11 protein-coding genes are annotated in these 14,713 nt (G+C 43.9%); 3 read left to right on the top strand and 8 right to left on the bottom strand.

Annotation, left to right across the window (positions count from 1 at the left end; translation table 11 throughout):
- Window positions 1-1,119 (bottom strand): VCBS domain-containing protein (locus FCV43_RS17225; RefSeq protein ID WP_206380339.1); only part of this gene is annotated, 1,119 nt, incomplete at its 3' end.
- A 309-nt stretch (window positions 1,120-1,428) separates the two neighbouring features.
- On the opposite strand from FCV43_RS17225, the gene FCV43_RS17220 reads away from it, so the two are divergent.
- Window positions 1,429-2,745: a TolC family outer membrane protein gene (locus FCV43_RS17220; protein WP_431188300.1), complete on the top strand. Its 1,317-nt coding sequence runs from the start codon at window positions 1,429-1,431 to the stop codon at window positions 2,743-2,745.
- Window positions 2,746-2,747: 2 nt separating this feature from the next.
- A complete protein-coding gene (locus tag FCV43_RS17215) occupies window positions 2,748-3,356 on the top strand; it encodes an OmpA family protein (protein WP_136995866.1) in 609 nt (202 codons plus the stop codon).
- Window positions 3,357-3,445: 89 nt separating this feature from the next.
- On the opposite strand, the gene nhaA is transcribed toward FCV43_RS17215, so the two are convergent.
- The 5 genes from nhaA to FCV43_RS17190 form a co-directional block, all read right to left on the bottom strand.
- Entirely contained in the window at window positions 3,446-4,591 is a 1,146-nt protein-coding gene (gene nhaA, locus FCV43_RS17210) for a Na+/H+ antiporter NhaA (RefSeq protein WP_136995865.1), read from the bottom strand.
- 470 nt (window positions 4,592-5,061) lie between these two features.
- Window positions 5,062-6,141, bottom strand: a complete 1,080-nt coding sequence (locus FCV43_RS17205; protein ID WP_170961685.1) for a lipocalin-like domain-containing protein — start codon at window positions 6,139-6,141, stop codon at window positions 5,062-5,064.
- 141 nt (window positions 6,142-6,282) lie between these two features.
- On the bottom strand, window positions 6,283-8,736 hold the full coding sequence (locus FCV43_RS17200) for an ABC transporter permease (RefSeq protein ID WP_170961681.1): 2,454 nt from the start codon (window positions 8,734-8,736) through the stop codon (window positions 6,283-6,285).
- Window positions 8,717-9,388 carry an ABC transporter ATP-binding protein gene (locus FCV43_RS17195; RefSeq protein WP_017051782.1) on the bottom strand — a complete coding sequence of 224 codons (672 nt, stop codon included), beginning with the start codon at window positions 9,386-9,388 and terminating at the stop codon, window positions 8,717-8,719. Before FCV43_RS17195 ends, FCV43_RS17200 begins: the two co-directional genes overlap by 20 nt.
- A gap of 122 nt (window positions 9,389-9,510) precedes the next feature.
- Window positions 9,511-10,893, bottom strand: a complete 1,383-nt coding sequence (locus FCV43_RS17190; protein WP_170961684.1) for an MATE family efflux transporter — start codon at window positions 10,891-10,893, stop codon at window positions 9,511-9,513.
- A 125-nt stretch (window positions 10,894-11,018) separates the two neighbouring features.
- Here FCV43_RS17190 and FCV43_RS17185 point away from each other — a divergent pair, with 125 nt between their 5' ends.
- A complete protein-coding gene (locus tag FCV43_RS17185) occupies window positions 11,019-12,464 on the top strand; it encodes a DUF2867 domain-containing protein (protein WP_113796083.1) in 1,446 nt (481 codons plus the stop codon).
- 197 nt (window positions 12,465-12,661) lie between these two features.
- Here FCV43_RS17185 and FCV43_RS17180 read toward each other — a convergent pair whose 3' ends face one another.
- Together FCV43_RS17180 and FCV43_RS17175 are read right to left on the bottom strand one after the other, a co-directional pair.
- Window positions 12,662-13,321 (bottom strand): DUF2913 family protein, encoded by a 660-nt coding sequence (locus FCV43_RS17180; RefSeq protein ID WP_017051785.1) that lies wholly within the window; start codon window positions 13,319-13,321, stop codon window positions 12,662-12,664.
- A complete protein-coding gene (locus FCV43_RS17175; protein WP_113796035.1) occupies window positions 13,321-14,565 on the bottom strand; it encodes a Bcr/CflA family multidrug efflux MFS transporter in 1,245 nt (414 codons plus the stop codon). Before FCV43_RS17175 ends, FCV43_RS17180 begins: the two co-directional genes overlap by 1 nt.
- Window positions 14,566-14,713 lie beyond the last annotated feature (148 nt).

The raw sequence follows: 14,713 nt of genomic DNA, 5'->3' as shown, positions 1-14,713 counted from the left end.
CACGTCTTCGGTGACGCTGCCTTCATCGCTGTCGCCTTCGCCCACGGTGATGTCAGACGGATCTTCTGCGCCGTTAATGGTGATGGTGACGGTTGTTTCCGTTACTCCATCAGCATTTAGTACAGTAAAGACATCATCTATTGATTCGCCCTGATCTAACTCTTGAATCGCAACCTGTCTATTATTGGCGAAATACTCCCAGTTACCATCTTCATCAACAGAAAGACTGCCGTAGAGACCAACAATATCAGCAGCAACAAACTTATCTTCTCCGCCGTCTCCGCCAGTCCCAGGTTCCAAAGTACCACTCGCTGACAAGTTACCCTCGACAACATCTACATCTTCAGTGACGCTGCCTGTATCTGCGACCAACTCTGGTACATCATCAGTACCATTGATTGTGACGGTAATCGTGGTCTCAGTGTCATCTGTCGTTGAGACGGTAATGGTATCAACGTAACTATCACCAACATTAAGTTCATCGAACGCTTCATTAGCAACAAATGTCCAATTCCCCTCTTCATCAATAGAAAATAAACCATAGTTATTATCACCTGGCTGATTTTCTATTGGTAAAAATGAAACTTCCTCAATATCTACATCCACAGCTCCCCCGGTCTCTATTGGGGCATCCGTTTCATCGACTTCAACATTTTCATCGCCTGAAATTATCGCAAATGCTTCAACCAGAAGTTCACCTAAAGCTAAGCTTTGTAATTCAGTTAAGCCTTGAGCCTCAAGACCAGACGTTTCAAAATTAGTGAACGCAAGGGTCTCAGCACCTGTTCGTTCTATATCGCCAGAACCAGTCGGACTTGACCCTATTTCGCCACCAGCCGCTGTCGCGAAATCTTCATTCTGAGTGGGGTCTTCTCCTTGTTCAATTTGAGCTAAAACTTGTGCTATTTCATCATCGATATTGATATTCTGAGGCAGCGCATTGTCTCCAATCAGCTGAGCTTCAATATTGACATCATCAGGTTCTCCATTATCAATTGAAACAACTAGCTCGCCGGGTAGTGGTTTTTCTCCAGGTTCTAATTGCTTCAACTGACCTAGCCCATCTAATACAATCAGACCACTTGCCGCTGCTATATAATTAAGAGTCGTGGATTTCATGAGTTGATCCCTTCCGTCACTAAGAGTGTGCTCAAATATGTCTTATATCTGAATAAACATCGCACCTTTTGCATCTTATAAAACTAGTCGCCACACTAGTAACATTCAACTCAATAACACCACCTCAAACCCATCAAACTCCAAGATGTCAATTTATAAGGGAATTTAATTTTAAAAAATTTGATAAATTTCTCGTTTTTCTCACTCTATAAACTAAGCTTGCTGATAATAAAGTCGCATTTTGATACTAGGGCGATCACACACTTTAGGTTGATCGACTGCATTTTTAGCGAGAAAAGAAAGAGGAGAATGACCTTGAAATGGACCAATCTCAATCTAATTAGTTGCTTGATTGTGTCGAGTTTTTTCGCAAATAGCCAAACATTAGAGCAGGCAGTTGCGTATACTCTTGCAACCAATCCACAAATAAAAAGTGTGTTTAACGAATACATCAGTCTACGTAAAGACAACGATGCAACAAAAGGAGACTATTGGCCGAGTATCGATCTAGATGCTGGTATTGGCTATGAAAGGATTAACCCCGCTCAACAGAATGATCCAACCACCGATCTAACACGTAAAGAAGCGACGATTTCGCTTACACAACTTATTTGGGATGGTTCGGCAACGCTGAATAACATTGATCGAACCGCTGCCGATGCTGAATCGGTACGATTGCAACTATTAGCGGACGCTGAAAATAAAGCACTCAATGTTACCCAAATATATTTAGATGCGGTGAAAGCGAGTGAAGTTCTCGCTCTTTCTGAAAGTAACCTCGCGACTCACAAAGAGATCTATAAAGATATTAAACGCCGTGCAGAATCAGGATTAGGATCGACAGCAGACCTGTCTCAGGTTGAAGCTCGAATAGCCAAGGCTCACGGAAACTTACTTGCTGCGCAGAACAACTTAATCGATACTCATACCCAATTTAAACGTGAAGTGGGCCAAGCGCCTTTAGGGCTTATCTACCCTAGAGCCGATATTTCCAAACTCCCTCTTGCTTTAACTGAAGCCATCGATTTTGCTTTCGAAAAACACCCTGTCATTAAAGTTGCTAATGCTGATATCGATTCTGCTCGCTTCCAATATGAGCAATCGAAAGGCAATAATTACCCTACTCTCTCTTTTGAAGCTTCGCAGACATGGCGAGATGATGCTGGCGGTGATGAAGGCCGAAGTGACGAGACCCTTGCGATGCTTAGACTCCGATACAATCTGTACAACGGCGGGTCAGACAGCGCCCGTAGTGAATCTGCCGCATACCAATTGAACAAAGCAAAAGATCTACGAGATACCGCATTCCGACAAGTTGAAGAAGGGCTTCGTCTATCTTGGAGTGCGCTTGATTTGACCTTGCAACAGAAAAACTTTTTAGCGGATCATGTAGATTCAGCCTCTCAGACCGTGATTGCTTACGAAAAACAGTATCGAATCGGTCAACGAACACTGCTTGATCTCCTCAACACTGAAAATGAGCTATTTGAAGCGAGAAAAGATTACCTCGACGCGCACTATTCCGAGCAATATGCAAAGTATAGAGTGATGAATGCCACTGGGAGCTTACTGGATGCTTTACTGGTAGATATACCTGAAGAGTGGACGAAAGAGATGGAGTACTAACTATGAAATTTATTCTTGTAGTCCCTAGCTTAGTTCTGTCCTTTTCGACTATGGTCTGGGCTGAGCAAGACTACCCCTACATCGATACACCAACAGCCGTTCAAATTTCAGATTTACAAGATGACGACCGAGATGGCGTCGTGAATGCTCGTGATATTTGTCCGGGAACGCCAAGAGAGTCACAAGTCGATAATGATGGCTGTGGAGAACTCATGCGCTCAGAGGAGGTAAGACAACTCAAGATTCTCTTTGCTCATAACTCTTTCGAAATAAACCCCATTTTTTCTGAGCAAATTCGTACGATGGCGGAGTTTTTGAAAACCTATAAAACGGCATCAATTGAGATCCAAGGTTACGCCAGTAAAATCGGGACACCGGAATATAATCTCGAACTTTCGAAGAAGCGAGCGAACAATGTTCAAAAGCGGCTTATCTCTTATGGTATAAGCAGAGATCGCGCTCGTATCGTTGGGTATGGTGAATCCAAACTAGAAAGCCAAGGTGATGACCCGACATCTCATGCAATCAACCGTAAAGTTACCGCGACCGTTGTTGGACTTAAAGAAGCAGTGATTGAAGAGTGGACTATTTTCACCACCATCAAGAAGTAACATTTTTCTGGACTCATAAATACAACAAAGCCCTCTACATTTAGAGGGCTTGTTTTTTGTCTAGGTTTTTGTCTAGAAGAGCATAACCATTATGCTTTCTTAGGCAATGATAGGCTTAATAGTGCGTAACCCAACACTGCCGCAGTTGTAGATCCCATTAAAATGCCCAACCTTGCGTAAGTATCAAAATCAGCACTCACCGAACCAAATGCAAGTGATGAGATGAATATAGACATGGTAAAACCGATACCACATAGCACTGATACTGCAAATATATGGACAAAGTTAATGCCTTCAGGCAACTTCGCTACGCCAGCTTTTACCGCAATCCAGCTGAAAGTAAAGATACCCAAAGGTTTGCCAACTAACAGCCCCAACGCAATACCTAGTGGCAGCATCGATGTCAGACCGTCCATTGAAACACCTTCCAATGAGATACCTGCGTTAGCAAATGCGAACAGAGGAAGAATTGCAAACGCGACATATGGGTGAAGTGCATGCTCAAGGTGTTTGAGTGGAGATCGCTCACCTTCATTGCCTTTCAATGGAATAGCAAAGCCTAGAACCACACCAGCAAGCGTCGCGTGAACTCCCGATTTGAGTACACTCACCCATAAAATGAAGCCCACAACTAAATAGATACTTATCTTAGTCACATGTTTGGCATTAAGCATAAAGAGCACGCCAGTCATCGCAAAACCAATCGTTAATGCAATCGTTGACAAGTCACCGCTATAGAAAAGCGCAATGATCACAACAACACCAAGGTCATCGATAATAGCAAGGGCGAGTAGGAAAACTTTCAAACTAACAGGAACACGCTTTCCTAGCAGAGCCATGATACCTAGCGCGAATGCAATATCAGTCGCAGCCGGAATTGCCCAACCTTGCATTGCTTGTGGGTCACCAGAGTTAAACAGTACATAGATCAGTGCAGGTGCCAACATACCGCCCACAGCTGCAATTGCTGGGAATATTGCCGTCTCTTTTGACTTCAGTGCACCTTCAAGTAATTCACGCTTAACTTCAAGACCAATCAAAAAGAAGAAAATCGCCATTAGACCATCATTGATCCAATGCGAAATAGACATGCCGAACACGTAGGTATGAAGAAACTCTTGATAAACACCATTAAACGACGAGTTTGCAATCGTCATTGCAATCGCAGCAGCAATGACTAATAAAATTCCACCAGCTGACTCCATTTTGAAGAAGTCGCGAATGACATCACTCATGATATCGTCCTTATATTTATTATGTTAATAATCTGATAACAAAGAATAGATCTGAGTTTATAGATCACCGACAGTTTGGAATAATCGATTGTTTAGATGTTTAACTTCGGAATTTCCGATGTTTAATAAACAATACAGCGTATATTCCTTAAAGTTACATTTTTATTCATAAGTGGGAGTATAGATTAGAAATGCAACTGAGTGCACCCGATTAATATTTTATCAATCAGAAAGATACGAAAAGTGAAGGATGCGGATAATCATGAAAACACAGGCAGCCCATTTATAATAGGCCGACTGGCTCATGAGAGTAGAAAAATAAGATAGAAAAACCACCCTTACCCCCAAAATACAACATACATGGGCAAGATCTGACGTAATGAGATAAAGCGACGAAGGCTCAGATCATGTAAACAATAATTTCATCAGCGCATTTTGTTCATACGATCTTATTCAGTGAATGCTAGTCACTAGTATCCCGTCAATTGCATGAAGCCTTTTGCCTCATGGGAACCAGAAGCGGACACTGGGCCTTCCCAATATGGAATGACAAAAGGCAGCCACATATCCCTGCGAACCACTTTGGTCATCAATTTAATATTGCTTTCAGGCACCTCTATCGACCACTGTAATGGCAACCTGCGTCCATTCGGCAAAGTGCTGGTATTTAATGGCGTGATCGATATATCTGAATCAGACAAACTGATTACTTTCCCCGATCTATCCGCCAAAGTGCCATACGTATAAGGTAATTGTTGATCATGTCGAGATTGAGTCACGCTTAATGTCCGACCATCATCAAGGTCAAACACAAACCAATCCCAACCTCTTCTTCCTTCAGCAAGTAGAGCGCTCCCCCACTCTTTATTCAGCCAAGCTTTGCCTTTAACTGCGAACGCTGGTTGCCCCTCTAAACGAAGTTGTCCTTGAACACTCAAAAATGGAGCACTGAAACTGTAAGAAGCGATAGGCAGTAAATCATGCTTAATTTGATAGCCTTTATCTCCATTTAAGACATAAGGTCCTATGGTCTTAGATGTCAATACCATGCCAAACTCATCTGACTGAACATCTAACAAACCAGGAAAGGGCGTAGAACTTAATGAGCGCCAACTCCAGTTATCTAACCAGATCCTAAAAGGACGATTGCGCATTCCCGCTTGGCCAATTCCACCGCGAGCCAAACGCTGCTCTTTCCACGTTTTTGTTCCAGAGCTAATAACAACATTGGCGATATATAGCTGTGGACTTTGCCAGCCAGATGTTTCCCTTTCATCTGTGGCAACCCTAAAGTAGCTCCACTGGATCCCATACTCTTGACCCTCAGCATCCACAACACTTGCAAAGTAGTGCCACCACTCATGCTGAAAGTCGGGATGAAGTTGAAAGTCTGCTGGTAGTTTAACTGCTTTATCTGGAAGCACTGGGTCGTAAACCTTTCGCTCTTCACTATGAAATAACGGGCTTACGTTACTTGCTTTAGTTTCATTTGAGGAGTCAAAAAATGAAAAATAGACACCACAAGTCAAAAGAATCATAACAAACAGCATCACAGAGGCCGTGATAATGCGACTAGAATGGTGGTGACGACCTAGATCTTGAACGCGTAACTCACCTGAGTCCGACTTCTGACCAGAATGTGTAGTCTGACTAGAGTGCTTCGTCGTATCCGAATCTTTTCTGTTTTTCATTTACAACGCATCTCTTAGTGAACTGATCGGTGTATTACGAACCATTCGAAGAACAGGTAGCGCACCTGCAACAATTAGCGATAACATCGCCCAAGCAAAAGTTTGCATATATTCCCAAGGAATCACCTGTAACTCCAAGGACCAACCAAAGGATTGCTTGATGATAATATCCACAATCAAGTTAGCTAATGCGAGTCCTAGAGGCATCGCAATTATCGCCGAAATCAAACCGAATACCACCAGTTGCAAGCTCCCCATGGCGATCAACTCTTTCCCTGACATACCCAAACAGCGGAGTAAAGAAATATGACGCTGCCTTGAAACTTCTCCAGCTAAGGTCGAGAAGAAAATGCCGAATACCGCGATCACCAGTGTGATGTTGCCTAAAGTGTCAGCAATAGCAAAAGTGCGATCAAAAACTCTCATGGCCTGACTATGGATGCTGCCATTATCAAAAACACGTTCAGAACTCATCCTAAACACACTCTCTAAACGACGCTTAAGACCCAATGCATTCACATTATCCTCTAGCACGACGCCAAGAGCGACATTGCCGCTACCAGCAAAGGAGTTCAACCAATTGCGATGTGACATCATCACTTGGTGATACGGGTTGCCATAATCATAATACACTCCAACCACTTGCCATTTTTTGCCAAGCCTTTCGCCTAAATCGATGTAGTCACCCGGTCTGATGTCTAATTTCAATGACATGGACTCACTGATCATCACACCTTTGGACTGATGCAATTGGTACCAATAATTTGGGATCCCTAGTTTAACGGTTAACGCATCAAGCTCACCTTCTGAAGAACCGGAGCTCACGACCTGTATAGGGCCACCAGCCGTTGACACATCTTTTTCCCAACGCCACCAAACCGTATTAACTTCAGGCTGAGCAGTAAGCCAAGTACTCATTCGCGCCGCAGAATTATTGCTTGGGTAGATATAAACATCCGCTGCTAATCGCTGGCTTAACCACTTATCCGTCGTATCACGGAAACTGCCTACCATAGTTTCAACGCCAATATTTGCAGTTAAAGCAAGCATAAACGCCATCGTTGCTACCCCACGATAACTCATACTCGCAGCCGCATCAGCAAAGAACCAGCGAGCTTTAACCCAGCGTAAAGAGTAAGACAGCGCGTTAAACAGTTTCCAAATGATGTATGGCGTGAATAAAGCGACACTCACAAGCATCAGACCAATTATCGCAAAACCTGTTTCTTGAGTTTTAGGCGCTTGGTACACCGCAATCGCAGCGACACAAAACGCACAGGCGATCAACGCTTGCCAACTAAATTCCGTACCAGCAAAGCGAACCAGTGATAAACGCGACGTTAGACGAATAGGCTGTGATTTAAGTAAGCGAATCAAAGGCCAGCTACAAGCAATGAACGCCCCAAATGATGCCATCGCTAGGCTATATAAACTTGTTCTCCAACCCCACGTTATCGATAAACCTACATTTGCATCGTAGAGATCACCCAAGCTAGCCGATACAGCAGGGATAAGCTGATTAGCAAGGAGTAAGCCGAGTACATTACCGCAAAGCCAGCTAATGAGGACCAACAAAACCAACTCAAAAGAGAGCGCTTTTGCCAATTGCCAACCTGACACGCCAATTTGGCGTAATGTTCCGACAAGAGGCTGACGCTGGATAAAAGAAAGCGACATGGCTTGATAGAATATGAACAATCCAACGACAAAAGAGAGCATCCCCATCGCTGATAAATTCATATGAAAAGCATTCGTTAATGACTCAAGTTCCGCTTTTGTACTACGCGAGATCGCCATGCCATTGGGTAATAGGGATCTTAACGCTTGCAACTTTTTCGCTGGCATTTCACCACAAGCAATAACAGACAGCCCAGAGCTTCGTTTTAGCATGCGAAGTAATGACAGATCAGCGACGACTTTGGTGCCATGGAGTTGATTTTTTCTATCTATGGTGATGGGCCCAAGCTTTGAACCATCATTCAACTCTATGTATGAATTTTCTGACCAGCTCATATGTTTCGCAAATTGCTGACTCACAAGCAGCGGATAAGGCGGCTTCATCAAGCTTAACGTGGTCAAATCTTCTAAGTGAATATCATCTTTGAACTGCATCATCGCAATAGGATCGACCCCCATCAGCATCAAGCTAGTACCATTGCTGGTTGTTAAGCGATGATTATCAAAAGGCGCACATTGGTTAAAGCCTTTTCTGCGGAGTTGAATATAAAACCCTTGTGGGATCTTATTTGCGTTGTGCTTTGGGCGAATACGGTAAGGAAGAGGGTTTGAAAAAAGTTTCTCACCATTCGCGTAGCTCTGTTTTGCATGATCATTAATCGCCGTAACACCCACCAAAAGTGATACGCCAAGAGTAAGACCAAGCCAAACTAGAATGATTTGTAAAGGATACCGACGGTAGTGACCTAGTAGCGCCTTAACTACGGGCCATAACATGCAATTGCCCTCCTTGAAGGCGAACGCGCCCTTCCATGTGCTGAGCAACTTTTTCACTGTGAGTGACAAGTAGCAGCGTACAATTTAGCTGACGAGTAAGTGAGGTTAATAAACGCATTACCGCTTCCGCATTACGTTCATCAAGGCTACCCGTTGGTTCATCTGCCAGTAGTAACTGAGGCTCCATATATAAAGCCCTTGCAATCGCCGCTCTCTGTTGCTGACCACCAGAGACCTCTTCTGGGTAACGCCCTAAAAGTGCCATCAGATCCAATGCAGATAAAATCTGACGCCATAGAGCTTTGTCTTCAGGTAGGCCTTTTAATTGACGGCAAAAGCGGATGTTGTCGGCAATATTAAGCGTTGGGAGCAAGTTGAACTGTTGGAATATATTACCAATATTATTACGACGAAAAGCGGTACGGTTAAACTCAGAAGCACTGTGCATTTGCAAATGAGGGAACTCAATTTCACCAGAGTCTACCGTATCGAGACCAGCAATAAGGTTAAGTAAAGTGCTCTTTCCTGAACCACTTTCTCCCATTAAAGCAACTTGATCCCCTTGATTTAAGTGAAGCTCTGCCCCTTGCAGTACAGGGTGAAATTCCCCCCCATCTACATAGCCTTTGCACAGGTCCGACAGTCTTAGCATTAAATCACCACATGAACTCTAAATTGGATTCAGAATCTACACTAATTCCTTGTTAGTAGGAAGTGTTTTGAAGTACAGATCACAATATACGCATCTCATTGCAGCATCAATAATTCACATGTCTAATTTTCAATCAAATTTTTCATCCACTTCTTGCTTTTCATTCTATAAAGTGAGCCTCCCCATTTCACCACTTCTTCTGTGAGAAACAGCACATAAATCCACTCCGGAGACATCCCTAGCTTGATAGCCGCAAAAGCAGCCAGCGGAATACCGATCAACCATTGGGCGATGAGATCTTGATACAAGCAAAACTTCACATCACCACCCGCTCTCAGTACTCCAACGATCACCACCATAGGAACGGAGCGAAGGACAATACCGAAACTTAAGATAACAATGAATTTTTCTGCCATTTCCCTTGTTTCAGGGGTCAGCGCAGAGAAAGCGTTTAAAATCGGGATCTGAATGAAGAAGAGCAAGATAGCCACACAAACACCAACGATGATGTTTAAACAAGTTAAACCCAGCGCCTGGTAATACACGGCATCGTATTTTTTAGCACCTAGCTGGTTGCCGACTAACACTGACGCGGCATTCGATAGACCGATGAGCAAGCTTAGTGAGATCGACTCAACAGGCGTCATGACAGAGAGTGCAGCAAGGCCTTGAACACCACTTTGTCCCATAATGGCATGGTACGCGAATAAACCACCAGCCCACGCAAGAAAGTTGAACGTTGTCGGCATTGATAATTTTAAGAAGCGAACAATATTGTCCCAATAACACGCGGCTTTTATGTCATTCATACCAAAAGCGAGAAGATGCTTTTTGCTATATAGGTAACCATATAAACACATCACCTCTATTGCGCTGCTTAAGACCGTCGCGATTGCTGCACCAGTGATCCCCATAGCTGGGAATCCAAACTTACCGAAAATAAGCACCCAGTTGAGGAAGATGTTCGACAGGATTCCGATTCCACTAAAAAAGGTACTTATCCCCGGCTTGTGCATCGCACGTAAACCTACCGCCATACTGCTCACACAAGCCACCGCTATCATGCTAAACGATGTGATAACAATATAGTCACGACCCAGTTGCTGAACTTCATTCGAATCGGTGGTCAGTGACATAATCTGAGTTGGAAATAAGACAAAAAAGACGATGGTCAATAGAGCAAAACCCACCGCAATCATCCAAGTCAGGGCGGTACTTTCCCTAACGCCTTTTTTATCTCCTGCGCCCCAGAACTGAGCCGTTAATAGTGCGCCTCCAGTGTTTACACCCACTAACATTATGGTTGTAACAAACATGGCTCGGCTCGCCACACCCACCGCGGCAATATCCGCTTCACCTAGCTGTCCCAGCATAAGTACATCCACCAAACCTCGGCTTGAGAACATAATACTCTGAAGGGCAATAGGTAATGCAATCGCAATTAAGCGGCGTAAAAAATCACCTTTGGTATGGAAAATTATTTGAGAGACAAGAGCCAAGAACATCACCTTTAATACACAAAAACCGAGTAATCGTAACCAAATCACAACATATTGATAGAACTCGATAATAATCTGATACTATAGCCCTTAGTGCATATTTCGACCACTAAAAAGGCTGATGGATGAGCATGAAAAAAATTCTTATATTAGGTGCGTCAGGCTACATTGGATCACAACTAATCCCGAAGTTACTAGCAGAGGGCCATCTTGTCACGGCCGCAGCTCGTCATATCGATTATCTCAAACAGAGAACCGCTCCCCACCCTAGCCTTACGATGCATTATCTAGATTTAGCGGATAAGAATGAGACCGATAAGCTTGTTGATGATTTCGATCTGGTCTTCTTCCTCGTTCACGGAATGGCTGAGGGGCACGACTTTATCGAGTATGAACTGCAACTGGCGGAAAACTTCTCTCAAGCTCTGCTTAATAGCCGAGTTAAACATGTCATTTACTTAAGCGCACTTCAGCCACAAACGGGGAATTCTGAACATTTATTAGCAAGGAAAAAGACAGGCAAGATCATTCGACTTAGTGGTATACCCGTGACAGAACTTCGCGCTGGCGTCATTATTGGCCCAGGTTCCGCCGCTTTTGAAATTATGCGCGACTTTGTTTACAACCTCCCTCTAATGATCGCGCCTAAATGGGTTGATTCAAAAGCAAACCCCATTGCCCTACCTAACCTCAATCATTACCTATTAGAATTAGCGAAAGCATCACCGAGAGAGTCTCAAACATTTGAAGTCGGTGGGCCCGATGTATTGAGCTACCGCGAGCAATTTAAAGTGATCTGTCAGGCGGTCAAAAAGCCACTCCGTTTATGGTCTACCGCTCTCCTTACACCTAAAATGGCCTCATATTGGCTCAGCTTAGTCACTTCCGTCCCCTCTAATATTGGCAAAGCGCTGCTGGCTGGACTGGAACACGACTACATTGCCGACGCTCAACCAATACGCAAACTATACCCGCAAGATCTTATCTCCTATGAAGACGCAGTAAGGGAGACGATTAAGCAAGAAGGTACATTTGTCCGCAGTAATGTATGGGGATTTGAACCCGCAGCCTTACAACGCTGGCAGCCTGGTTACGGCTATTACCCTAAACAAGCTGGGGCAAGTGCACATACTCACTTATCGAGCGAGCAACTATGGGAAGTTGCACAAAAAATAGGAAGCAAAGAAGAGGGGTACTTTTTTGCTAATGGGTTATGGCGCACACGGGAATGGCTCGACATCTTCTTTGGCGGTCAGAGGCCGATACGTCGCTCTCCTGAAGGGCCTGAATTAAAAGTGGGTGATTTTATTGACTCTTGGAAAGTGATTCGCTGTGAAAAAAATCAGTTTCTTTCTCTATTTTTTGGGATGAAAGGACCCGGTTTAGGACGTCTTGAGTGCACCATCACTGATCATGGTGACTATAGAGAGGTGAACTTAACCGCTTGGTGGCATCCGCAAGGATTTTTAGGATTACTCTACTGGTTTGCCATGATGCCTGCCCATCTATTTATTTTTAGAGGCATGGTAAAGGCTATCTGTAAAAAGGCCTCCGGTAAACAAGCGGAGAAGAGCTAATTCACCATAGACATGCACGAGCAGCTAGACATGCACAAACTATTAGGCATGCACAAACAATGAGGCATGTCGTGTAAACAGTTGATAGCTGATAACAGAAAATAAAAATGCCCCTTTTGAAACCTTACCAATAAAGCTCAAAAGAGGCATTATAATTCAACGATTAAAACGAATCCGCTAACCGATGAACCAATCAATTAACCAATGACGCTAATCGGAATTTCAGCTAATTCAACGCCGTGATTTCCAGGGTAAACAATATACTCACCATGGTATTTGACCAATGATTTGTAGTCAGTGCGTTTGTGCAGCATGAAACCAGCTTCTGCGGCCATCTCAATAAACTTCGCGTGATTGCCACGAACAAACCAATTCATTGGTCGTGCCATGATTTCACCGTCAAAAGAGTCATCACATTGATCAGCACACATCGCGAAAGAGTCTGCGCCATCCGTAAAGAACTGAATCTTCTCACCATTAGTTAGCACTTCTGTATTCGTTACACACCAACCCGCTTCATCCATTTTATCGATGAACGCTTCAACATCGCTGTCTTTTAATGGTTTAGTGTCGTCACCTTGTGGAAACATCTTTCCGTAGAAGGCCGAAATGCGTTTGAACGTAAACAGAAGATCAGATTGGTTACCTTTAGAACGACCCGATTTTTGCCAGCGAATCATGTCGCTGCTAATACACTTATTAAACACTTTGGTTTTAATGTTTTTCGTTACCCAACGAACCAGAAAGTGGTTATTTGCAACAGGAGCATTGACCAACTTTCCGCTTTCGTGTTCCGCTGCCATCTCTTCTAATGCAGCGTTTACTAATGCTTGAATTTCAATATGGTATTTCGACATTACGCCTTTTTCCCTAATGTCCAATATAACAATGCTGACAGCACAGAGCAGGCTGTCATCACCAAAATCATTGGTACTGCGGTTGTGGATGGGAACATTGCTACCAAAGCACCTACAGCAGAACCAGTACCGAAACGAAGTGTTCCAGCTAACGAAGAAGCAGTACCCGCCATTTTCGGATAACCGCTAAGTAATAACCCCATAGAATTACTACCGATTGTTGAGAGTGTTCCGATGAATAGAACGACAAATGGAACAATTCCCCACAACCCAAGATCGAGCGCCCAACCTGTAAATAGGCCAACACCCGCTAACAGTTGAATGGTTAAAGCAAAGCGCAGCATATTATGTGAACCCACTTTTTTCACCATACGACCATTAATACTCGTCATCAAAATCATCGCAATGATATTCATTCCAAACAGATAACCAAAGTGATCAGGTCGTACGCCATAAATATCAATATAGACGAATGCGCCAGCGGTCAAGAAAGCAAACATCCCGGCAAAAGAGAATGCACCTGAAAATATCAGCCCCATTGCCACTGGATTCTTAAATAACCGAGCGTAATTACGAATGGTGGTTCTAAAGCGTAATGGTTGTCTCTTCTCTACTGGCAATGTTTCCGGAATTTTCCAGAACACCGCAGCAATCACCAGTGCAGCAAAAATCGCGAGCACCCAGAAAATAGAACGCCAACCAAACCACAGAGCCAAATACCCCCCCACCATAGGCGCAACTAACGGCGCGATCGTCATCACTAAGGTAATGAACGACATGGTACGAGCGAAATCTTCACGATCAAACATATCGCGAACCAGAGCTTGTATCACCACAGCCGCCGCTGCTCCCGCAAAGCCTTGCGCGGTTCTAACATAAGTTAGCGCTTCAATACCCGTCGTTGTCGCACTCACTACTGCAGCAATGCCAAAAAAGAGCACACCAATGATGAGCACAGGCCGACGCCCAAAACTGTCGGCCAAAGGGCCATGCAGCAACTGACCAAACGCAAAACCAGCAGTATAAGCGGTTAACGTAATCTGAACCGCACCAGCAGACACGCCAAGATCTTTAGCGATCGTCGGCATTGCTGGCAAATACATATCGATAGCTAAAGGTGTCAGCGCACCAATCGCACCCAAAATTAAAAATAGCAACAACCCTAATTTAGGCGGCTCATTGGGGTTCACGCTTGTCGGCTGAGTATTTCCCTGTGAAATGCTTGGTTCAGTGGTTGTGGTCATAACTCTCCTATGCGGAAGTGGAGGTGATAAGTAGGCGTAAGACTAAGTATTACAAACGAAAACTATCATCAGATATTGCAATAAAAATAAATCAGAACTTCGAAACTAAAGAAAAGCCACGACCAAATGGGCCATGACTTTAATACGC

This window comes from Vibrio genomosp. F6 (genome assembly GCF_005146325.1).
Lineage (GTDB): Bacteria > Pseudomonadota > Gammaproteobacteria > Enterobacterales > Vibrionaceae > Vibrio > Vibrio cortegadensis.
This window is presented reverse-complemented; position numbering and strand designations above follow the sequence as displayed.